This is a genomic window from Micromonospora sp. CB01531 (assembly GCF_001905095.1).
In the GTDB taxonomy this organism is placed as follows: domain Bacteria; phylum Actinomycetota; class Actinomycetes; order Mycobacteriales; family Micromonosporaceae; genus Micromonospora.
Genome location: NZ_LWLS01000001.1, coordinates 274,528 through 296,051 on the forward strand (window position 1 = coordinate 274,528; position 21,524 = coordinate 296,051).

20 protein-coding genes, 3 tRNA genes and 1 pseudogene are annotated in these 21,524 nt (G+C 73.4%); 17 read left to right on the forward strand and 7 right to left on the reverse strand.

The window, feature by feature from the left end; translation table 11 throughout:
- Positions 1–28: 28 nt before the first annotated feature.
- The gene (locus A6A27_RS01275; protein ID WP_073832700.1) at positions 29–1,021 is read right to left on the reverse strand and encodes an endonuclease/exonuclease/phosphatase family protein; all 993 of its coding nucleotides are present in this window, start codon (positions 1,019–1,021) and stop codon (positions 29–31) included.
- A gap of 358 nt (positions 1,022–1,379) precedes the next feature.
- Between A6A27_RS01275 and A6A27_RS44060 the strand changes: the two genes are divergently transcribed.
- The 8 genes from A6A27_RS44060 (at position 1,380) to A6A27_RS01310 (ending at position 7,213) form a co-directional block, all read left to right on the forward strand.
- Positions 1,380–1,544 (forward strand): hypothetical protein, encoded by a 165-nt coding sequence (locus tag A6A27_RS44060; RefSeq protein ID WP_158073927.1) that lies wholly within the window; start codon positions 1,380–1,382, stop codon positions 1,542–1,544.
- Positions 1,545–1,745: 201 nt separating this feature from the next.
- A complete protein-coding gene (locus A6A27_RS01280) occupies positions 1,746–2,795 on the forward strand; it encodes an AAA family ATPase (RefSeq protein WP_073832460.1) in 1,050 nt (349 codons plus the stop codon).
- Positions 2,792–3,859, forward strand: coding sequence for a DUF58 domain-containing protein (locus A6A27_RS01285; protein ID WP_073832461.1), 1,068 nt, complete (start codon positions 2,792–2,794; stop codon positions 3,857–3,859). Before A6A27_RS01280 ends, A6A27_RS01285 begins: the two co-directional genes overlap by 4 nt.
- Entirely contained in the window at positions 3,856–4,815 is a 960-nt protein-coding gene (locus tag A6A27_RS01290; protein ID WP_073832462.1) for a VWA domain-containing protein, read from the forward strand. The genes A6A27_RS01285 and A6A27_RS01290 overlap by 4 nt, the downstream gene beginning before the upstream one ends.
- Positions 4,816–4,863: 48 nt before the next feature.
- Positions 4,864–5,724, forward strand: a complete 861-nt coding sequence (locus A6A27_RS01295; protein WP_073832463.1) for a S1C family serine protease — start codon at positions 4,864–4,866, stop codon at positions 5,722–5,724.
- Between the two features lie 120 nt (positions 5,725–5,844).
- Positions 5,845–6,147, forward strand: coding sequence for a hypothetical protein (locus A6A27_RS01300; RefSeq protein ID WP_073832464.1), 303 nt, complete (start codon positions 5,845–5,847; stop codon positions 6,145–6,147).
- A gap of 9 nt (positions 6,148–6,156) precedes the next feature.
- Positions 6,157–6,582, forward strand: coding sequence for an alternative ribosome rescue aminoacyl-tRNA hydrolase ArfB (arfB, locus tag A6A27_RS01305; protein ID WP_073832465.1), 426 nt, complete (start codon positions 6,157–6,159; stop codon positions 6,580–6,582).
- Between the two features lie 58 nt (positions 6,583–6,640).
- Positions 6,641–7,213 carry a GNAT family N-acetyltransferase gene (locus tag A6A27_RS01310; protein WP_073832701.1) on the forward strand — a complete coding sequence of 191 codons (573 nt, stop codon included), beginning with the start codon at positions 6,641–6,643 and terminating at the stop codon, positions 7,211–7,213.
- A gap of 9 nt (positions 7,214–7,222) precedes the next feature.
- Here A6A27_RS01310 and A6A27_RS01315 read toward each other — a convergent pair whose 3' ends face one another.
- On the reverse strand, positions 7,223–8,113 hold the full coding sequence (locus tag A6A27_RS01315; RefSeq protein WP_073832466.1) for a 3-methyladenine DNA glycosylase: 891 nt from the start codon (positions 8,111–8,113) through the stop codon (positions 7,223–7,225).
- 34 nt (positions 8,114–8,147) lie between these two features.
- A complete protein-coding gene (locus A6A27_RS01320; protein ID WP_073832467.1) occupies positions 8,148–9,605 on the reverse strand; it encodes a hypothetical protein in 1,458 nt (485 codons plus the stop codon).
- 236 nt (positions 9,606–9,841) lie between these two features.
- On the opposite strand from A6A27_RS01320, the gene A6A27_RS01325 reads away from it, so the two are divergent.
- The 4 genes from A6A27_RS01325 (at position 9,842) to A6A27_RS01340 (ending at position 11,385) form a co-directional block, all read left to right on the forward strand.
- The gene (locus tag A6A27_RS01325; RefSeq protein ID WP_073832468.1) at positions 9,842–10,645 is read left to right on the forward strand and encodes a fumarylacetoacetate hydrolase family protein; all 804 of its coding nucleotides are present in this window, start codon (positions 9,842–9,844) and stop codon (positions 10,643–10,645) included.
- A 106-nt stretch (positions 10,646–10,751) separates the two neighbouring features.
- A tRNA-Gln gene (locus A6A27_RS01330) sits at positions 10,752–10,823 on the forward strand.
- A gap of 136 nt (positions 10,824–10,959) precedes the next feature.
- Positions 10,960–11,032: transfer RNA gene (locus A6A27_RS01335), tRNA-Glu, on the forward strand.
- A 277-nt stretch (positions 11,033–11,309) separates the two neighbouring features.
- Positions 11,310–11,385, forward strand: a tRNA-Glu gene (locus A6A27_RS01340).
- A gap of 161 nt (positions 11,386–11,546) precedes the next feature.
- Here the strand turns inward: A6A27_RS01340 and A6A27_RS01345 are convergent.
- Positions 11,547–12,233, reverse strand: a complete 687-nt coding sequence (locus A6A27_RS01345; RefSeq protein ID WP_073832469.1) for an IclR family transcriptional regulator — start codon at positions 12,231–12,233, stop codon at positions 11,547–11,549.
- A 49-nt stretch (positions 12,234–12,282) separates the two neighbouring features.
- Here A6A27_RS01345 and leuC point away from each other — a divergent pair, with 49 nt between their 5' ends.
- The 3 genes from leuC (at position 12,283) to A6A27_RS01360 (ending at position 15,168) form a co-directional block, all read left to right on the forward strand.
- Entirely contained in the window at positions 12,283–13,725 is a 1,443-nt protein-coding gene (gene leuC, locus A6A27_RS01350; RefSeq protein ID WP_073832470.1) for a 3-isopropylmalate dehydratase large subunit, read from the forward strand.
- 15 nt (positions 13,726–13,740) lie between these two features.
- A complete protein-coding gene (gene leuD / locus A6A27_RS01355) occupies positions 13,741–14,328 on the forward strand; it encodes a 3-isopropylmalate dehydratase small subunit (RefSeq protein ID WP_073832471.1) in 588 nt (195 codons plus the stop codon).
- A 171-nt stretch (positions 14,329–14,499) separates the two neighbouring features.
- A complete protein-coding gene (locus A6A27_RS01360) occupies positions 14,500–15,168 on the forward strand; it encodes an HU family DNA-binding protein (protein ID WP_198940146.1) in 669 nt (222 codons plus the stop codon).
- A 239-nt stretch (positions 15,169–15,407) separates the two neighbouring features.
- Here A6A27_RS01360 and A6A27_RS01365 read toward each other — a convergent pair whose 3' ends face one another.
- The 3 genes and pseudogenes from A6A27_RS01365 to cofC all read right to left on the reverse strand — a co-directional run.
- Positions 15,408–16,289: an NUDIX hydrolase gene (locus A6A27_RS01365; protein ID WP_073832473.1), complete on the reverse strand. Its 882-nt coding sequence runs from the start codon at positions 16,287–16,289 to the stop codon at positions 15,408–15,410.
- 40 nt (positions 16,290–16,329) lie between these two features.
- Positions 16,330–18,624, reverse strand: coding sequence for an RNA degradosome polyphosphate kinase (locus tag A6A27_RS01370; protein WP_073832474.1), 2,295 nt, complete (start codon positions 18,622–18,624; stop codon positions 16,330–16,332).
- A 267-nt stretch (positions 18,625–18,891) separates the two neighbouring features.
- A pseudogene (gene cofC / locus A6A27_RS45605) lies at positions 18,892–19,542 on the reverse strand (2-phospho-L-lactate guanylyltransferase); the annotation flags it as partial.
- A 108-nt stretch (positions 19,543–19,650) separates the two neighbouring features.
- On the opposite strand from cofC, the gene A6A27_RS01380 reads away from it, so the two are divergent.
- Together A6A27_RS01380 and A6A27_RS01385 are read left to right on the forward strand one after the other, a co-directional pair.
- Positions 19,651–20,376, forward strand: coding sequence for a lysophospholipid acyltransferase family protein (locus A6A27_RS01380; RefSeq protein WP_073832476.1), 726 nt, complete (start codon positions 19,651–19,653; stop codon positions 20,374–20,376).
- 76 nt (positions 20,377–20,452) lie between these two features.
- On the forward strand, positions 20,453–21,460 hold the full coding sequence (locus A6A27_RS01385; RefSeq protein WP_073832477.1) for an NAD(P)H-dependent glycerol-3-phosphate dehydrogenase: 1,008 nt from the start codon (positions 20,453–20,455) through the stop codon (positions 21,458–21,460).
- Positions 21,461–21,524 lie beyond the last annotated feature (64 nt).

Below are 21,524 nucleotides of genomic sequence, written 5' to 3' on the forward strand. Positions count from 1 at the left end.
ATGCCTGAGGTCAACCAGACGCCCCTGCTCACGCGGCGGGCAGGCGCAGCTCGGCGAGGACGGCCCGGTGGTCGCTGCCGGGGACGGGGTGCACGGCCACCGAGCGGACCGCGATGCGCCGGTCCACCAGCACGTGGTCGATGGTGACCGGCGGGATCAGGTCCCCGTCGTACGGGCCCCAGGTGCCGGCGAGCCCGGCGCCGGCCGCATCGGCGGCGTCGACGTAGCCGGTGGCGATCAGCTCCCGCAGCGGCGCGTGGTCGAGAGTGGCGTTGAAGTCCCCGGCGAGGATGCTCAGCCGTCCCCGGGGCGTGGCGGGCGGCTGCCCCCGCAGGTCGGTCCACCAGTCCGGGAGCGCCTCGACGGCGTAGGGGGCGGCCGGGTGCGCGGACTCCACCCGCAGGGGTGGCGCGCCCGGCACCGCCAGGGTCCCGTACGCCTGGGTGAAGGCGAAGCCCGGGTTGCGCCGAAACCCGCCCTCGCTGAGTGGGAAGCGCGCGTACACCCCGGAGCCGGTGGTGCCGACCTCGGGGTTGAGCTCCCGGTAGGGGAGCAGGGTGGCCAGCCCGAGGCGGTCCAGTTCGGCCGCGATCCCGGGGGTGAACTCCTGCACGGCCAGCACGTCCACCCGGTGCGCGCGGACCAGCTCGACCAGCCTCGCCGGGTCGGCGCCGCCCACCAGCAGGTTGGCGGTGAGTAGGCGGAGCGTGGGGCCACCGACCTCGGGCTGCCCGGCGGCGACCGCGCGGGGCGCCACCACGCCGACCAGCGCCAACGCGATGACCGCCGCGGCCACCGCCGCCGCGCGGCGCCGCAGCGCGAGCGCCAGCACCAGCGGCACCAGGGACGCGGCGGCGATGTACGGCGTGAAGGCGACCGCCTGCACCAGCGGCCCGCGCTCCAGGCCGGCCAGGCGGAGCACGGCCCAGGCGGCCACCGGCGCGACGGTGAGCCAGCAGGCGGTAGTGGCGATCCGGCGCGTCCGGGCGGCGGCCCGTCCAGCGTCCGTGGTGGTGATCACGGCCGTCACCGTACCGCGCCGGTGCCGCCACGGTGCCCGCAACACCATTTCACGAATGGTCTCCGATTCACCTTTCACAGTTTTCGGGTCGCCAATCACGAGCCGACACGCAAATAGCCGCTATTGACCATCGGCATTTTACGGTGCTAACTTCCACCTGGTTGAGACGTCGCGACTCTCGGTAGTAAGGCCAGGTCAAGCCGGGTGCGGAAGGTTGAGTGTCAACCTTGACGGTGCGGGAAAATGCGCGGGCTTCCCGATGGCCTGCGGGTTTCTGGCCCGGCTCTCCGGCAGTAGTCATCCGGCCTGTCAATCGCGGGTCGGCCAGCTCGTCACGGTCACAAAAGGGAGACCTGTCATGGCCATATTCCTCAGACGCAAGGCGGCGGTGGTAGCGCTCGGCGTCCTGACCCTCACCCTGGCCGGCGGGGGCATCGCGGCCGCCGCCCACCCGGCGGCGAAGGCTCCGGCCGAGGTCGCCCAGCCCGGCGCCCGGCAGCCCGGCCAGCAGCCGCCGCGCTGACCCCCGCTCCAGCGGGGGCCAGCGCCGTTCGCCGCCACCGGCCGCCGCGACGGCGGCCCGTCTGCGCCCAGCTGCGCCGCCCGCACCCGCTCACCCGGTTGGTGCCCGACTGGGGGTGTCCTCCCCGTCCGGCTCAGGAACAACCGCCGAGGGGCCGATAATCCGACGTTTGCCGCCGGGCCGGCTCGGGAAGCAAGCACCGTGACGGACATCTCGGACACCCTGGCCAGCGTGCCCAGCCCGGTGGATGCCGATGCGAGCAGCGCCGAGCTGGAACAGACCCTCTTCGAGGTCAAACGCGTGATCGTCGGGCAGGATCGCCTCGTCGAACGCCTGCTCACCGCCCTGATCGCCGACGGCCACTGCCTCCTCGAGGGCGTGCCGGGGGTCGCGAAGACCCTCGCCGCGCAGACCCTCGCCACCGTCGTCGGCGGCACGTTCTCCCGAATCCAGTTCACCCCCGACCTGGTTCCCTCGGACATCGTCGGCACCCGGATCTATCGGGCCTCCACCGAGGCCTTCGACGTCGAACTGGGCCCGATCATGGCGAACCTGGTGCTCGCCGACGAGATCAACCGCGCCCCGGCGAAGGTCCAGTCGGCCCTGCTGGAGGCGATGGCCGAGCGGCAGGTCTCGATCGGCGGCCGGACCTGGTCCGTCCCCGACCCGTTCCTGGTGCTCGCCACCCAGAACCCGATCGAGTCGGAGGGCGTCTACCAGCTTCCCGAGGCGCAGCGGGACCGCTTCCTCATGAAGATCGTGGTCGACTACCCGACCGACGCCGACGAGCTGGCGATCCTCTACCGGATGAGCAGTGACCGGCCGACGGCCCGGCCGGTGCTCGACCCGGCCCGGCTGCGCGAACTCCAGCGCCGGGCCAGCGACATCTTCGTCCACCACGCGCTCGCCGAGTACGTCGTCCGGCTCATTCTCGCCACCCGCGACCCGGGCCGGTTCGGGCTGCCCGAGATCGCGCCGCTGCTGGCGTACGGGGCGAGTCCCCGGGCCACCCTCGGCCTGGTCGCCGCCGCCCGCGCCCAGGCGCTTATCCGGGGCCGGGAGTACGTGCTTCCGGAGGACGTCCGGGAGTTGGCCGTCGACGTCCTCGCCCACCGGCTGGTGCTCTCCTTCGACGCGGTGGCCGACGGCGTCTCCGCCGAGGCGGTGGTACGCCGGCTGATCGAGGCGGTGCCGCCGCCCCGGGTGGTCGCCGGCCACCCCGAGACGGCGCCCGACCTGGCGGCGGCATGAGGCGCCGGGCCGCACCGGCCCTGCCCGATCCCGGCCTGGCGGACCTCGCCCCCGACGAGCGGTTGCGCCGGCTGGAACTGACCGTCACCCGCCGGCTCGACGGGCTGCTGCACGGCCAGTACCGCGGTCTGCTGCCCGGCCCGGGCAGCGAGGTGGCCGGCAGCCGCGAGTACCGCCCCGGTGAGGACGAGGTACGCCGGATGGACTGGGCGGTCACCGCCCGGACCACCGTCCCGCACGTACGCGAGGTCGACGCCGACCGGGAGCTGACCACCTGGCTGCTGGTCGACGCCAGTCCCAGCATGGAGTACGGCACGGCCACTCTGGACAAGCGGGAACTCGCGGTGGCCGCCGTGGCAGCGGTCGGCTTCCTCACCGCCGGCGTCGGCAGCCGCCTCGGCGCGCTGGTGCTCGCCCCGGACGGCGTACGCCGGTTTCCGGCCCGGGGTGGGCGTACCCACCTGCTCGGGCTGCTGCGCGCCCTGCTGGCCGCGCCGCGCGTCGGCGGGTACGACGTGGCGGGGCAGCCCGCTGCCGCGGACGCCGCACCGCTCCGACGGCCTCAGTTCGGCGCGTCGCGACCTGCCGCCGACGCCGCCCCACCCGGGCTGGCCGACGGGCTCGACGGGGTCGGGCGGGTGGCCCGGGGGCGCGGCCTGGTGGTGGTGGTCTCCGACTTCCTCGACGGGCTGCCCGACGACCCGGACGCCGCGCCGCCCTGGGAGGTCCTCCTGCGCCGGCTCGCCGTCCGGCACCAGGTGCTCGCCGTGGAGGTGACCGACCCGCGCGAGCTGGAGCTGCCGGACGTCGGCCTGGTGACCCTGGTCGACCCGGAGACCGGCCGGCGGCGCGAGGTGTGGACCGGCGACCGGACCCTGCGGGAGCGGTACGCGCAGGCCGCCACCGCCCAACGCGATCAGGTACGCGCCACGCTGCGCCGGTGCGGGGCCAACCACCTGGCGCTGCGTACCGACCGGGACTGGAGTGCGGACATCGTGCGGCACGTGCACGCCCAGCGCCGGCTGGCCGCCGCGCCGGCCCCGAACCGGGGAGGTTTCGCGTGACCTGGCAGTCACCCGCCCGGCTCTGGCTCCTGCTCGGCGTCGCCGCGCTCGTCGCCGGCTACCTGATGATGCAGCGCAGGCAGAGCCGGTACGCGGTCCGGTTCACCAACCTGCGACTGCTGGACCGGGTCGCGCCGCACCGGCCGGCCTGGCGCCGGCACGTGCCGGCCGGGCTCTTCCTCGCCATGCTGGCGCTGCTGGTGGTCGGCTTCGCCCGGCCCAGCGCGGAGGTGCGGGTGCCCCGGGAACGGGCCACCGTGATGGTCGCGGTGGACGTCTCCACCTCGATGCTGGCCAGCGACGTCGACCCGGATCGGCTGACCGCCGCCAAGCAGGCCGCCCGCCGGTTTGTCGACGGCCTGCCGAAGGAGTTCAACGTCGGACTCGTCGCCTTCGCGGGCAGCGCGGCGGTGCTGGTCCCGCCGAGCACCGACCGGGACGCACTGCACGACGGCGTCGGGCGGCTCGCCGAGGGGATCACCGGCGTCCAGGGCACCGCCATCGGCGAGGCGATCAGCACCTCCCTGGGCGCGGTGAAGAGCCTGGACGCCAAGGCGGCCAAGGATCCGCCGCCGGCCCGGATCATCATCCTCTCCGACGGCGCGAACACCTCCGGTATGGACCCGATGGAGGCCGCCGCCCAGGCCGTGGCGGCGAAGGTCCCCGTGCACACCATCTCCTTCGGCACCCCGTCCGGCTTCGTCGACCGGGGCGGGCGGGCGATCCAGGTGCCGGTGGACGGGCAGACCCTCAAGGCGGTCGCCGACGAGACCGGGGGCGGCTTCCACGAGGCGTCCACCAGCGCCGAGCTGCGCGCCGTCTACGAGGACATCGGCACCTCGGTCGGCTATCGCAAGGAACGGCAGGACATCTCCGCCCGCTTCATCGGCCTGGGACTGGTCTTCGCCATGGGGGCGGCCGCCGGATCCCTGCGGTGGTTCTCCCGGCTGCCCTGACCCGTACCACCCGTCCGCGACGACGGCACGACACGTGAGGAGCCAGGTATGGCAGTGCAGACCGGACTCGGCGAGCCACGCGGCCCGTGGTTCGTCTCGCCGGAGCTGGATCCGGACGGGCGCGGGCGCTGGGACGTACCCGGGTCCGATCAGGGTCCGGGGCGGCGTGGCTGGCGCGGGCGGATGCTGACCGCGCTCGCGGTGGTGGCCCTGTCGACGGTCTCCGGTGCGGCGGCCGGCAGCTGGGTGGCCGGCCGGGACGCGCCCGGGCCCGCGGCGGCGTCCGCCGCGCCGGTGCCGGCGGAACTGGTCACCGCGGCCGAGAAGACCGTGCCGGGGGTGGTGTCGGTGATGGTCGGCAGCGGGTCCGGGGCGTCGGCCAGCGGTTCCGGTTTCGCCATCGACCACGAGCAGCACATCGTGACCAACGACCACATCCTGGCCAAGGGGGGCGCCGGTCCGGTGACCGTGGAGACCTCCGACGGCCGGCGGTTCACCGCCGAGGTGGTGGGTCGGGAGCCGGGCAGCGACCTGGCGGTGCTCAAGGTGCCCGCCTCGGCCGGGTTGTCGCCGCTGCCGCTGGCCAAGCCGAACACCACCCGGGTCGGCGAGCCGGTGCTGGCGGTCGGTTCCCCGCTCGGCCTGTCCGGCACGGTGACTGCCGGCATCGTCAGCGCGCTCAACCGTCAGGTACGCATCGGCAACGGCCGGCACACCGCCGTGCAGACTGACGCCTCGATCAACCCGGGCAACTCGGGTGGCCCGCTGGTCAACGCGCGGGGTGAGGTGGTCGGGGTGAACACGGCCATCGCCACCATCGACGGCACCGGTTCGATCGGCATCGGGTTCGCCATCCCGATCGACCAGGTCCAGCAGACCGCCGACACGATCATCGGTCGGGGCGGCTGACCGGACGTTGACCTGCGCCGGCCTACCGGACGATCGCGCCGGATCGGGTGAACTGTCGGATATCCGGCGTGGGACCATCGGGCCATGGAAATATTACGCTGAGTATGGATACTGGCGTGGGTGGAGCAAGCTGTCACTGCGGCCCTCCTCCTGGTGGGCCTGGCCATCGGCGCCGGCGTCGGCGCGTCCTACGCCCGCGCGAAGCGTGGCTGGAAGGACTACAAGACCGCTCGTAACATCGTCCCGGGCGCCCGGCGGACCGCCTGGCTGGCGATCCGCGCGGTCATCACCAAGCTCGGCGTGATCGCCCTGCTGCTCGTCGGCGCGGCCGCGTACGCGGCGGTCGGGTCGGACCACGAGCGGGCCGGGCCGACGCCCACCCCGACCGTAACTCCCACGCCGAGTCACCGGGGCGGGCGATAGCCTCATGGCGTGGACGACGGACTGCGGGTGACCGACCGGCTCGTGGTCCCCGCCGGCGAGCTGCGGGAACGCTTCTCCCGCTCGTCCGGGCCGGGCGGGCAGGGGGTCAACACCACCGACTCCCGGGTGGAGCTCAGCTTCGACCTGGCCGGCTCGCCGAGCGTGCCCGACCCGCTGCGGGCCCGCGCGCTGGACCGGCTCGCGGGGCGGCTGGTCGACGGCGTGCTGACCGTCACCGCCAGCGAGCACCGGGCGCAACTGGCCAACCGGGAGGCGGCCCGCGAACGAATGGCCGGCCTGCTGCGGGAGGCGGTCGCCCCGCCCGCCAAGCCCCGCCGCCCGACCCGCCCGTCCCGCGCCGCGAAGGAGCGCCGGCTGGCCGACAAGAAGCGCCAGGCCCAGCGCAAGCGCGACCGCCGGGTGGACGGCGACTAACCGGCCCGGCGCGGAAAACGATTTTGTGGCCCACCGGGCCGCCGACCAGAATGCGCCGGTGCCCGTCGACTTCTCCGTCAAGCCCACGCTCACCGGCGAGCGGGTCGTCCTGCGCCCGTTCGTCGACGACGATCTCGCGGCGTTCCAGGTCGCCCTGGCCGACCCGGAGGTGGCGCGGCTTACCGGCAGCCCGCCCGAGCCGTTCGACCCGGATCGGCTGCGAGCCTGGTACGGCACCCGCAACAGCCAGACCGACCGGCTCGACCTGGCCGTGGTGGACAAGGCGACCGGGGCCTGCGTCGGCGAGGTGGTCCTCAACGAGTGGGACGGCCACAACGGCAGCTGCAACTTCGGCACCCTGATCGGTCCGGCCGGCCGGAACCGGGGGCTCGGCACCGAGGCGGTCCGGCTGATCGTCGGGTACGGCTTCGAGCAGCTCGGCCTGCACCGGATCTCGCTGGAGGTGTTCGCGTTCAATCCGCGCGCCCGCCGGGTCTACGAGAAGGTCGGCTTCGTCGCCGAGGGCACGCTGCGGCAGGTGCTCCGAGACGGCGACGACTGGGTGGACGCCACCGTCATGTCGATCCTCGCGCCGGAGTGGGCGGCGCACCGCGGCCACCCGGAGGGCTGAACCCGTTGGTCAGCCGTCCGAGGCGGCGAGGAGCTGGTCGCACTCCGCGATCAGGCGCGCGCGCAGCGGCGCGGCCCGTTCCGCGAACGACCGCTGTGCCAGCACGTACTCGTGCCGGCCCTCGATGGTCTCGATTCTGACGGGCGAGTAGCCCAGTTCGGTGAGGTCGTACGGAGAGGCTCGCATGTCCAGGGTCCGGATCGCTCTCGCCAGCTCGAAGCAGTCGGCGACGAGTTCCGAGGCGACCAGGGGCGAGAGCTTGTAGGAATACTTGTAGAGGTCCATGTTGGCGTGCAGGCAGCCCGGCTGCTCCAGCGCGTGCTGGCTCTCCCGGGTCGGGGTGAGCAGGTTCAGCGGCCGGGCCGGCGCGGTGAAGAAGCGGAACGCGTCGAAGTGGCTGCACCGCACGCCCCGCTCCTCCACCACGGCGGTGGTCGCCGCCGGGCTGAGCCGCAGCGGCCAGGCGTTGTGCCGTACCTCGTCCTGGGTCTGCCGGTAGACCATCGCCCACTCGTGCAGCCCGAAGCAGCCGAACTGGGCCGGCCGGCCGGCGGTCGCCGCGAGCAGCGTACGGATCCAGGTGATCGACTCGGCGCGCCGGGCGCGTACCTGCTCGGTGTCGAGGGTGAGGCCGTCGGCGCCCGCGCGGTAGTCCCGGCCGAACTCGGCCGGGTCCGCGTCGCGCAGCACCACGCCCGCGCCCGGGTGCCAGCGGCGCAACTGCGCCGGACGGTACGAGTAGTAGGTGAAGAGGAAGTCCTCCACCGGGTGCTTCACCCCGGAGCGCCGGCGGGCCAGGTGCGGCGTCAGCCAGGCGTCCGCCCGCTCCTCGTGAGCCCGCCGCCGGGCCTGCCAGTCGGCCGCGTCGAGCACGGTGGCGGGGGCGAGGGCGGCGGTCACGCATCCCAGGGTACGACCGCCGCCCGACCCCAGGTCAGGGCACGTCCACCCGCACCCCGGCGGAGAAGACCCCGCTGCGCAGCTCCAACTGCCTCGGCGGGTCGGTGCCGTGCACGGTGAAGACCAGCGGCAGGAGCACCCGGCTGCCCGCGGCGACCGGCTGGGCGAAGACGTCCCGCCCGAGGTTGGCCACCCGGGTGGCGTCCTCGTCGGCGGCGACCCAGTTGCCGCCCGGCAGGTACGCCCGTTGCAACTGACCGTGCCAGGTCTGCTCGCCCTGCGTGAGGTTGCGCACCCCGACCGTAGCCAGGCACTGCCGGTCGCCCGCCTGGGCGCTGGGCAGGCCCTGCGTGCCGCAGGCCACCCGGTAGACGGTGAACTCGAACGCCGCCTCCCGCAGCGGGACGCCGACCGCCCCGGTGACGCTCCGGCCGATCCACGCACCGCTGGTCGGCTGCTTGTTGGTGTCGATCGCGGAGACCCGCTGGGTGGCCGTCCACGCGCCCACCCCGACCAGGCCGGCCAGCACCGCCGCCGCGACCCCGACCAGCAGCCAGACCGGCGGCTTGCGACGCTGCCCGGGCAGCGGTGGCATGGCCGGGCGCGGGTAGACAGTCCCGCGGTCCGCCGGGCTGCCCGCTCCGGGGTGCACCGGACCGTCCGTCCCACGGGTTGCCGGAGCACCCGCCGCCGGGCCACTCGCGGCGGGGCTTGCCGGGCCGCCCGCGCCGCGGGCGAGGGCCGAATCGCCGGTGCCCGTCGCCACGCGGGAGCGCTGCCGGCGCCGTTGCCACCACCACAACAGCACGCCGACGGTGACGACCAGGACCGCGGCGAGCGCGCCCAGCAGCACCGGCGGTCGCCGCCACACCGGGGCCGCGGTCACCTTCGCCACGGGAACGCCCGGTCCCGTCCAGGTCGCCGTGGCGCAGTCGTACGGCCGGGTCCCGTCGGTCCCGTACGCGCAGGCCGGCGCGGTCACCGACCGCCCCTGGGTGGTCGTGCTGAGCGCGGTGTTCAACGTGGTGGTGCTCCGCGCCGGCAACCGCAGCCGCCAGGTGATCTCGTTCACGCCGGACGACCCGACCGCGCGGGTGGCCCGACCGCCGGCGGTCACCGTGGTCGCCTGCGACCCGGCCGGCAGTTCCTGCCGTACGGTCGTGTCGACCGGCGTGCTTCCGGCGTTGCGTACCTCGATCTGGTAGCCGGGCGCCGGGGTGTTGGCCGCGGTCATCGCCACGGTGACCGGCGGCTTGGACATCTGGATCGGGGCCGGACTCGCCGGCGGTACCGCGGGCGGCGCCGCGGGCATCCCGGTCGGGATCGGCGTGGCGCGCTCCGCCGGGGCGGGTGCCGCCGCGGCCGGTCCCGGCTGGGCGGGTGCTGCCGCCGCCCGGGGTGCCGTGCCGGGCAGTGCCGGTACGGCGGCGAGCACGCCGAGGCAGTTCACGATCACTGCCAGGGTCCTGTGGTGCCGTCTCGATGCAGGCATACGAACGCACCTCCGGACCCGAAGCTATGGTCCCGGCGCCGCCGGGCGGGTACGAAGTCGGCATTTTCGCCCCGGCCCGCCGCTGGCCACGTACGCTGGCTCGCCCGGTCCGGCGGCGTTCCGGCGCCCGGCGGAACCGCACGCCGTCGGGGCCCACCCGGCACCCGGCGGGCTTGCCCGCCGCCGGAGGCGGGCCGGCGGCTCGTGGCGGCCGGTGGCGGGGATAGATTGGCCGGGTGCGTATCGCTCGTTTTGCTCATGCCAAGGGAATGTCGTTCGGGGTCGTCGAGGGCGAGCCGGAGGCCGGGCCGCAGGGCCTGACCATCGCCGAGATCGAAGGGCACCCCTTCGGGCAGGTCCAGTTCTCCGGCGCCCGGTGGGCGCTCTCCGACGTGCGGCTGCTCTCGCCGATCCTGCCGAGCAAGGTGGTGTGCGTCGGCCGCAACTACGCCGAGCACGCCGCCGAGCACGGCAGCGACGTGCCCAAGGAGCCGCTGCTGTTTTTGAAGCCGTCCACCTCGGTGATCGGCCCGCGGGACGCTATCCGCCTGCCGATCTTCTCCAAGCAGGTAGAGCACGAGGCGGAGCTGGCCGTGGTGATCGGCGCCCCGGGGGCGCGCCGGGCCGACCGGGCCGCCGCCGAGCGGGCCATCTTCGGCTACACCTGCGCCAACGACGTCACCGCCCGGGACCTCCAGCGCTCCGACGGGCAGTGGACCCGGGCCAAGGGCTTCGACTCGTTCTGCCCCCTCGGCCCGTGGATCACGACCGGGCTGGACGTCTCCGATCTGGAGATCCGCTGTGAGGTGGGTCGCGATCCCGAGGAGATGGAGGTGCGCCAGCTCGGCCGGACCAAGGACATGGTCTTCGACGTGCCGGCCCTGGTGTCGTACATCTCCCACGTGATGACGTTGCTCCCGGGTGACGTGGTGCTGACCGGCACCCCGGCGGGGGTTAGCCCGCTCACCGACGGGGATACGGTCACCGTGCGGATCGAGGGGATCGGCGAGCTCACCAACCCGGTGGTGCCGGTCGCCTGATGCGTCCGACGTCTCGTTTCCGCAGGTCAGGTGCGGTTCGAGGGGTTGGATTTGGCCTGCCGGCACCGGGAGGGTAAAGTTCATTCCCGGCGCCGCAAGGGGCCAATGGGGTATGGGGTAATTGGCAGCCCGACTGATTCTGGTTCAGTTAGTCTAGGTTCGAGTCCTGGTACCCCAGCGCAGCCGCGGGTTCGTGAGAATCCTCGGACGCTGGATTCTGGCGGAGCTTGCTCCGCTCCTTGCCCGAGGAGCGGTAGGTGAGTTCTGATAGAGTGCAGCTTCCTCGCCGAGCGGGTGAGGAAGCAGATGGTTCTGGCCCCGTCGTCTAGCGGCCCAGGACGCCGCCCTCTCAAGGCGGTAGCGCCGGTTCGAATCCGGTCGGGGCTACATCGTCGACAGCCCGTCCCACCTCGTGGGGCGGGCTGTTTTGTGTCCGGCGGTGTTGCCTGCCGCTCGTGCCCGGCCGGCCGTTGGCCCTCGCGCCGGGCGGGCTGTCTTTCGCGCCGGCGGGGCGTGCTCGCCGGTCCCAGGTTGCCGGTGCCGGACGCGGGGCGGCGGGAGGATGCGGGCATCCCCGCAGCCGACCCCGTCGCCGTGCCCACCGGGCGTGCCGCTAGACTAACCCCGCACCGCTCGTCAGGGCGGTGAAGCAGGAAAAGTGCCTGGCCCCGTCGTCTAGCGGCCCAGGACGCCGCCCTCTCAAGGCGGTAGCGCCGGTTCGAATCCGGTCGGGGCTACCACGCTCGACGGCCCGTCCCACCTGGTGGGCGGGCCGTTCGCCGTTCCCGCCACGTTCACGCCCCCTGGTGCTCAAGAGGTTTACGTCACCGGCGCCCCGAACGGCGACGCAAACCTCTTGATCAACGTGACGATTGGGGGAGGAGGCGGCAGGGCAGCGGGTTCAGAGGCCGGAGAGGCGTTGGCCGGCGCGGACCACGGCCATGGCGTGGCGTTCGCCGGGGCGGCGGCCGAGGCGCTCGATCGGGCCGGAGATGCTGATCGCGGCGATCACCCGGCCGGTGCGGTCGCGGATGGGAGCCGAGACGCTCGCCACACCCGCCTCCCGCTCGCCGACGCTCTGGGCCCAGCCGCGGCGGCGTACCTCGGCCAGGGTGCGGCCGGTGAACTTGGACCGGGGCAGCAGCGGCATGACCGCCTCGGGCGGCTCCCAGGCGAGCAGGATCTGCGCTGCGGAACCGGCCGTCATGGGCAGCACCGAGCCGACCGGCACGGTGTCCCGCAGGCCGCTGGCCCGCTCGGCGGCGGCCACGCAGATGCGCTCGTCGGCGCGGCGCAGGTAGAGCTGGGCGCTCTCGCCGGTGGCGTCGCGCAGCGCGGCGAGCAGCGGCTCGGCCGCGGTGAGCAGGACGTCCGGCGCGGCGTTCGCCAACTCGCCGAGTCGGGGGCCCGGGCGCCAGCGCCCCTGGGTGTCCCGGACCAGCATCCGATGGATCTCCAGTGCCTGCGCCAGCCGGTGCGCGGTGGCCCGGGGCAGCTTGGTGCGTTCAACGAGTTCGGCCAGGCTGGCGCCGTCGACACAGGCGGCCAGGATGACCACCGCCTTGTCGAGAACGCCGACACCGCTCATACTGTGTCCCACAAGACGAAACATACCTCCCAGAATTTAGGATGTCCAGATGGTGGGAGTCACTCAACCGAGGACCCTGGCCGAGAAGGTCTGGGACGCGCACGTCGTCCGATCCGCCGACGGCGAGCCGGATCTGCTCTTCATCGACCTGCACCTGCTCCACGAGGTCACCAGCCCGCAGGCGTTCGACGGGCTGCGCCTGGCCGGTCGACGGGTCCGCCGTACCGACCTGACGATCGCGACCGAGGACCACAACACCCCGACCGGGTACGACGACCCGGCGTTCCGGTCCCGGCGCGGCGACCTGCTCACGATCGCGGACCCCACCTCCCGCACCCAGATCGAGACGCTGCGCCGCAACTGCGCCGAGTTCGGCGTACGGCTGCACGCGCTGGGCGACGAGAACCAGGGCATCGTGCACGTCATCGGCCCGCAGCTGGGTCTCACCCAGCCCGGCATGACGATCGTCTGTGGCGATTCGCACACCGCCACCCACGGCGCCTTCGGCGCGCTCGCGTTCGGCATCGGCACCAGCGAGGTGGAGCACGTGCTGGCCACCCAGACGCTGCCGCAGGCCCGCCCGAAGACCATGGCGGTGAACGTCACCGGCCGGCTCGCCCCCGGCGTCACCGCCAAGGACCTGGTGCTGGCGCTGATCGCCCAGGTGGGCACCGGCGGTGGGCGCGGCCACATCGTCGAGTACCGGGGCGAGGCGATCCGCGACCTCTCCATGGAGGGGCGGATGACCATCGCCAACATGTCCATCGAGTGGGGCGCCAAGGCCGGCATGATCGCGCCGGACGAGACGACCTTCGCGTACCTGAAGGGGCGGCCGAACGCGCCGCAGGGGGCCGACTGGGACGCCGCGGTGGCGTACTGGAAGACGCTCCCCACCGACGACGGGGCGACCTTCGACGCGGAGGTGACCCTGGACGCCAGCCGGATCACCCCGTTCGTCACCTGGGGCACCAACCCGGGTCAGGGTGCCCCGCTCGGCACCGCCGTGCCGGACCCGGAGGAGTTCGTCACCGAGCCGGAGCGGGCTGCCGCCCGCCGGGCCCTGGAATACATGGACCTCAAGCCCGGCACCCCGCTGCGCGACCTGGCCGTCGACGTGGTCTTCGTCGGTTCCTGCACCAACGGCCGGCTGGAGGACCTCCGCGCCGCCGCCGACGTGCTGCGCGGACACCAGGTGGCCGACGGCGTACGCATGCTGGTGGTCCCCGGCTCCGCCGCCGTGCGTGAAGCGGCCGAGGCGGAGGGGCTGGACAAGGTCTTCACCGACGCCGGCGCCGAGTGGCGCTTCGCCGGCTGTTCCATGTGCCTCGGGATGAACCCGGACACCCTGTCGCCGGGCCAGCGCTCGGCCTCGACCTCCAACCGCAACTTCGAGGGCCGCCAGGGCCGGGGCGGGCGTACCCACCTGGTGTCCCCGCCGGTCGCCGCCGCCACCGCCGTGGTCGGCCGGCTGGCCGCCCCCGCCGACCTGTAGAAGGGCAGCCGAGAGATGGACAAGTTCACCACCCACACCGGCACCGCGGTGCCGCTGCGGCGATCCAACGTGGACACCGATCAGATCATCCCCGCCGTGTACCTCAAGCGGGTGACCCGGACCGGTTTCGCGGACGGGCTCTTCAGCGCGTGGCGGGAGGATCCGTCATTCGTCCTCAACGATACCTCCCATTCAGGAGCGTCGATTCTGGTCGCCGGTCCCGAGTTCGGTACGGGCTCCTCACGGGAGCACGCCGTCTGGGCCCTGCGGGACTGGGGCTTCCGCGCTGTGATCTCTCCTCGCTTCGGCGATATCTTCCGTGGCAACGCGCTGAAGGAAGGCCTCCTTCCGGTCGAGCTGGAATTGAAAGCCGTGGCGGAACTCTGGGATCTCGTGGAATCGGACCCCACCACCCCGGTCACGGTCGACCTCACCGCCCGCCAGGTCCGCGCCGGGGATGCCACCTGGGCCTTCCCGCTGGACGACCACAGCCGCTGGCGGCTGATGGAGGGCTTGGATGACATTGGACTCACCCTCCGGCACGAGGCCGAGATCGGCGCGTACGAGGCGTCCCGGCCGTCGTTCCTGCCCTCGGTGGCGTAGCCGTACGCCCGAGCGCACATCGGTTTTCGCCCCCACCGGTTCGCCGGTGGGGGCGAATCCGTTACGACACAAGGCCTTTTTTCCACCGAATGTTTGTGTCCCGGCAGCACAGGGCATACCGTGCGCGCAGAATGGCTCGCGACGAGTCAGTTGCACAATCGGGAGGAAGTCGTGAACAAGGCCGAGCTCATCGAGGCGCTCGCCGTTCGCCTGGGGGACCGGAAGACGGCGACGGCCGCGCTCGACGCGGTCCTCGCTGAGGTCCAGGCGGCGGTCACCAAGGGCGAGAAGGTGGCGATCACCGGATTCGGAGCGTTCGAAAAGCGTGTCCGGGGCGCCCGAACAGCGCGCAACCCGCGGACCGGCGAGGCGGTGAAGGTCAAGAAGACCTCCGTCCCGACCTTCCGCCCGGGCGCTGGCTTCAAGGAGATGGTGGCCAGCGGCAAGGTGCCGAAGGCCACGGCCGCTGCCAAGAAGATTGCCGCCGCCGCAGCCAAGACCACCGGAGCGAAGGCGACCGGGGCCAAGGCGACCGCGGCGAAGAAGACCGCCGCGGCCGGTGCCGCCAAGAAGACCACGGCGGCGAAGGCGGCCAAGACGACCGCGGCGAAGAAGACCGCGCCGGCGAAGAAGGCCGCCGCGGCCAAGACGACCGCGGCGAAGAAGACCGCCGCGGCCAAGAAGACCACCGCCGTCAAGAAGACGACGGCCGCCAAGAAGACGACGGCGGCGAAGAAGACCACGGCGGCCAAGAAGACGACGGCGGTGAAGAAGACCACGGCCGCCAAGAAGGCACCCGCGAAGAAGGCGCCGGCCAAGAAGACCGCCACGCGGCGCTGACCGTACCGGCCCGAAAGGGCGCCCACCGCACGCGGTGGGCGCCCTTTTCCGTGGGTACGCCCGCCGGGAACCGGCGCCGCGGCCGACCGGCCGCGGCAGTCCTCGTGTCGAACTGGCCGGGGCCGGCTGCGACTGCTCGTCGCCCCGCTGCTCGCCACCCACCGGCAACCGCGTGGGGCAGCACGGGTGTGCCGGTGGTGGGTCTCCACAACGGCGGCACCAGCCAGAGGGCTCTTCCCCTACAACCGGTCGGCGGCGAGCAGGCGGCTGCCGGTGAAGGCGAGCAGCCAGCCGCCGCCCTTCGGGGTGGTGAAGTCGCCGGCCTCGCCGGTCAGCCCCTCCAGCATGCCCGGGATCACCTTGCCCTGGCTGCACACCGCGACCGGGTCGCCGGCCTCGGCCAGCTCGGTCAGCCGGGCTGCGGCGGCCAACACGCACTCGTCCGGTTGCTGGCCGGGTTTCGGCTCGTCCAGGTCACCGGCCACCTCGATGGGCAGGTCGAGCCGGGCGGCCGCCGGGTCGAGGGTCTGCACGCAGCGCCGGGCCGAGGCGGCGAGCAGGCGTACCGGGCGGACCAGGGCCACCAGCTCGGCCAGGGCCTGCGCCTGGGCCCAGCCCTCCGCGTCCAGCGGCCGGCCGGCATCCGGGCCGGTCCAGGTGCCCCGCCTGCCGGCGTGCCCGTGCCGGACCAGCAGCACGGTGGCGGTCACCGGCGGCAGCGCCGCGAACGCGGCGATCACCTCGCCGTCGTGCGGGTAGCTGACCCGGCGTACCGCCTCGTCGACGGGGAGCCAGTGCACCTGGTCCACCTCGGTGTCCGGCTGGAAGCCGCCCTCCGCCACGGCCCGCATCGACCAGTAGTCGACCGCCTTCGGCCGGCCCTCGCTGCGGTACTGGATCGTCGGCAGGCGTACCTGCGGCACGGCCCGGACGTCGGCCTCCTCGGCGACCTCGCGGACCGCCGCCCGCAGTGGGTGCTCGCCGGGATCCAGCTTGCCCTTGGGCAGCGACCAGTCGTCGTACCGGGGGCGGTGCACCAGGCAGACCTCGACGCCGGCCGCCGCCGGGCGCCAGACGACGCCGCCCGCCGCCCGGATCCGCGCCGGCTCGTCGTCCGTCATCCGCTCACCGTATGCGCGATCGGTGCCCGCCGTGGGCCGCTCAGCTCGCCGTCCCGCCGACCCGGTGCAGCAGCAGCTCCTGCAGGTGGGTCAGCGGCGCCTCCCCGGTGCCCGTACGCCGGGTCCAGCTGCCGTCCCCGGCCAGCTCGAAGGCGTCCACGTCCGGGCTGAACGCGGCGGTCAGCACCTGGTCGAGCTCGGCCCGGGCGACCGGGTCGCTCACCTGCACCAGCGCCTCCACCCGGCGGTCCAGGTTGCGGTGCATCAGGTCGGCCGAGCCCATCCAGAACTCGGCGTCGCCGTTGTTGCCGAACCGGAAGATCCGCGAGTGCTCCAGGAACCGGCCCAGAATCGAGCGGACCCGGATGTTCTCCGACAGCCCCGGCACCCCCGGACGCAGCGTGCACATGCCCCGGATCAGCAGGTCGACGTGGACACCGGCCTGGGAGGCCCGGTAGAGCGCGTCCGTGATCTCCTCGTCCACCAGGGCGTTCACCTTGAACTGCACCAGCCCCGGCATGCCGAGCCGGACGTGGGCGACCTCCCGTTCGATCCGCTCGATCAGGCCGCTGCGGATGCCCTGCGGGGCCACCAGCAGCCGCCGGTACGCGGTCTGCCGGCTGTAGCCGGTCAGCACGTTGAACAGGTCGGTCAGGTCGGCGCCGATCTCCGGGTCGGCGGTGAGCATGCCGAAGTCCTCGTAGAGCCGGGCGGTCTTCGGGTGGTAGTTGCCGGTGCCGATGTGGCAGTAGCGGCGGATCTGGTTGCCCTCCTGGCGTACCACCAGGGCGGTCTTGCAGTGCGTCTTCAGGCCGACCAGGCCGTAGACGACGTGGCAGCCGGCGCGCTCCAGGGTGCGCGCCCACCCGATGTTCGCCACCTCGTCGAAGCGCGCCTTCAGCTCGACCAGCACCACCACCTGCTTGCCGGCGGCCGCCGCGTCGACCAGCGCGTCGACGATCGGGGAGTCGCCGCTGGTGCGGTAGAGGGTCTGCTTGATGGCCAGCACGTTCGGGTCGGCGGCGGCCTGCTCGATGAAGCGCTGCACGCTGGTGGCGAACGAGTGGTACGGGTGGTGTACCAGCACGTCGCCGTCGCGCAGGGTGGCGAAGACGCTGCGGGGCACCTCGCCCTCGGTGAGCCGGGGGTGGGTGGCCGGCACGAACGGCGGGTCCTTGAGGTCCGGGCGGTCGGCCTCGCCGTACACCTGCCACAGCGCCGAGAGGTCGAGCAGGCCGCGGACCCGGAGCACGTCGTGGCTGTCCATGTCCAGCTCGCGGACGAGCAGCTCCAGCATGTGGTCGGAGATGGACGCGGCCACCTCCAGGCGTACCGGGGGACCGAACCGGCGCCGGGCCAGTTCTCGTTCCAGGGCCTGGAGCAGGTCCTCGTCGCGGTCCTCGTCCACCTCGACCTCGGCGTTGCGGGTGACCCGGAACAGGTGGCACTCGACCACCTGCATGCCGGAGAAGAGCTGCCCGAGATGCACCGAGATGAGGTCTTCCAGCGGCAGGAACCGGACGCCCGGCTGGTCGCGGGCGACCCGGACGAACCGGGGTACGTTGTTCGGCACCTTGACCCGGGCGAACAGCTCCGATCCGCCGTCCGGGTCGCGGACCGACACGGCCAGGTTCAACGACCGCCCGGAGATGTACGGGAAGGGGTGCGCCGGGTCCACCGCGAGCGGGGTGAGCACCGGGAAGATGTGCTCCCGGAACCAGGTGCGCAGCCGTTCCCGCTCCGGGTCGTCCAGGTCGCTCCAGCGCAGGATCCGGATGTCCTCCTCGGCCAGCCTCGGCAGCAGTTCGTCGACGAAGCAGGTGGCGTGCCGGGCCACCAGGTCCGCGGTCTTCTCCGCGACCAGCTCCAACTGGGTACGCAGCGGCAGCCGGTCACCCCCGCGTACCGGCAGGCCGGCGGACAGGCGCCGCTTCAGCCCGGCCACCCGCACCATGTAGAACTCGTCCAGGTTGCTGGCGAAGATGGCCAGGAACTTCGCCCGCTCCAGCAGCGGGGTGCGCGGGTTCTCGGCGAGCGCCAGCACCCGGGCGTTGAAGTCGAGCCAGGAGAGCTCCCGGTTGAGGAAGCGGTCCTCGGGCAGCGGCTGCGCCGCCGGCGGCGCGGCGTCCAGTGCCGGGCCCGGCCCCTCGACCGGGTCGAGGGACTCCTCCAGCCCCGCCGAGTCGGGGGCCGACGCCTCGGCGGGCAGGTCCTCCTCCGGCGCGCGGACGCGGCGGAAGCGGCCGTCGGTGCCGCGGGCCGGGGCGCCGTTGCGGGGCGCGGTCGGGTGCAGGAAGTGCGGCGGACTCTCGGGCTGCTCGCGAGGGGTGCTCACCCCCTCATGATTCCCCGATTCCGGTGAACGGAAAATGAACTCGGGGCAGGTTGCTCAGGCCATCGTCGGCAACGTCACCCGGACAACCGCACCGGCCGCGTCCCGCTCGATCCGGACCCGCTGCCCCAGCCGGAGCAGCCGCAGCCCGGAGGCGTCGAAGGCGCGGGCCGGGAAGGCCAGCTCGGTGCCGTCGTCGAGGAGCAGCACGCCGCTGCGGGTCGCCGCGTCGTAGGTGGCCACCGTGCCCTGCATGCCAGCACCGTACCCGACGGGTCGGCCGGGGGTGGCGGCCGCGCGGGCGTCGAGCAGCGCGGCGGTGCGCGGGCCCAGGCCCAGCCGGGCGGCGGTGGCCAGGTCCGCCGGGAGGTCCACGTCGCGGCGCAACGTGGGCCAGGCACCGCGCAGCGGGCGCGCCCCGCTGGCCGCGTGCGCCGCGGCCGAGCCCGGGCCGAACCGGGGATCCAGGGGTACGCCGGGCGGCGCGGCGAGCAGCACGGTGCCGGTGCCCGGGGCGTCGGCCGCGAACCCGCGTATCCCCGGCGGGCCGGTGCGGACGGCCCGCAGCGCCGCGGCCAGTTCGGCCGGGCGCAGCGCCGGCAGGTCGGCGGTGAGCCCGGCCACCGCCGCGCGCGGGCCGGCGGCTGCCGCGCCGTGCCCGAAGGCGGCGTTCAGCCCGGCTGCGGGGTCCGCCACCACCCGGGCGCCGGCCGCCGTCACCTCCGCCGCCACCCGCGAGTCGTCCGTCACCACCAGCACCTCGGCGACCGCCGGGCAGGCCCGCACCGCGCGGACCGTGTCGGCCGCCAGCGCCAGCGCCAGCTCCTCGTGTGGGACGCCGGACAGCGCGCCCCGCAGGCGGCTCTTCGCCGCCTCGAGGCGCTTCACCGGCACCACCACGGTCCAGCTCGGCTCGGGCACGTGACCATCCTGCCAGTGGGACGGCGGTACCCTCTCTGGCCGGACCCAGGGCGAGCAGGCATGATTTCGTCGCGGGCGTGGGTGCGTGGGGCGCGAGGAGGAGACAGGGTGGCGCGGCGGAAGGTGGGATTCTGGCCACGGTTAGCCGTGGTACTGGTCAAGCCGGTGTTGACCGTCTGGACGCGGCGCACCTGGCGGGGCATGGAGCACCTGCGCCGCGACGGCGGGTTCATCATCGTGCCCAACCACATCTCGCACGCCGACCCGCTGGTCTCCGCGCACTTCATCTACGACTCCGGGCGCTGGCCGCAGTTCCTCGGCAAGGCCAGCGTGTTCCGGGTGCCGGTGATCGGCTGGATCCTGCACAAGTGCCGGCAGATCCCGGTGGAGCGCGGCTCGGTCGAGGCGGCCAGGTCGCTGGACAAGCTGGTCGCGGCGGTACGCGAGGGCGGCGCCGTGGTGATCTACCCGGAGGGGACCACCACCCGCGAACCGGACCTGTGGCCGATGAAGGGCAAGACCGGGGCGGCCCGGCTGGCGCTGGCCACCGGCGCGCCGGTGATCCCGGTCGCCATGTGGGGGCCGGAGCAGATGTTCGACCCGCGGACGGCCCGGTTGCGGCTGCGCCCGCGGACCCCGGTGACCGTGGTCGCCGGGCCCCCGATCGACCTGAGCCGCTGGGCGGGCGCCACGCCGACCCGGGCGGTCCTGGAGGAGATGACCGACACGATCATGCTGCGGATCCGTGACCTGGTCGCCGAGATTCGCGGCGGCACCCCACCACCGCTCTGGGAGCGCCCCGCCCGCACCCGTTCCCGCGAGGTGAGTGAATGAGCGAGCGCAGCGAGCGAATCGGCCGGCTCAGCGCGGTGGTGCCACATGGCGTCGCCGACCGTAGGGAGGCGACGGCATGAGCGGGCATGTGGCCGTGCTGGGGGCGGGGTCGTGGGGGACCGCGTTCGCCAAGATCCTCGCCGACGCCGGGCGGGACGTGACGATCCTGGCCCGGCGGCGGTCGGTGGCCGACGCGATCCGCACCGAGCACCGCAATCCGGACTACCTGCCGGACCTCCGGCTGCCCGACCGGGTCACCGCGACCGGCGACGCCGAGGAGGCGATCGCCGGGGCGGAGGTGGTGGTGCTCTCCGTGCCGTCGCAGACGCTGCGCGCCAACCTGGCCGAGTGGACCCCCCACCTGGATCCGGACGCCACGCTGGTCTCCCTGATGAAGGGCATCGAGCTGGGCACCACCAAGCGGATGAGCCAGGTGATCATGGAGACCGCCGGGGTGCCCGCCGATCGGGTGGTGGTCGTCTCCGGGCCCAACCTGGCCCCGGAGATCGCCGCCGAGCAGCCCGCCGCGACTGTGGTCGCCAGCACCGACAGCCGGCGGGCCGCCCTCGTCCAATCGTCGATCCGGACGCCGTACTTCCGCCCGTACACCAACGACGACGTGATCGGCTGCGAGCTGGGCGGAGCCGTGAAGAACGTGATCGCCCTGTCGTACGGGATCGCCACCGCGATGGGCTTCGGCGACAACACCCGAGCCATGCTGATGACCCGCGGGCTGGCCGAGACCGCCCGGTTGGGCGTGGCGCTCGGCGCCGATCCGATCACCTTCGCCGGCCTGGCCGGAATGGGTGACCTGGTGGCGTCCTGCTCCTCGCCGCTGGCCCGCAACCGCACCTTCGGTGAGCACCTGGGCCGGGGGGAGACCCTGGAGCAGGCCCAGGCGGCCACCCGGCAGACCGCCGAGGGAGTGAAGAGCTGCCTGGCCATCCGGGACCTGGCCCGGGCGCACGGGGTGGAGATGCCGATCACCGAGCAGATCGAGCGGATCTGCCACGAGGGGATGGATCCGCGGCTCGCCGTGGACGCGCTGATGAGCCGGACCGCGAAGCCCGAGTCGTACGAGTGAGGCGGCCATGAGCGAGCGGAGCGAGCGAATCATCGGGCACCGTGCGGTCGAGCCTCATGCTGCC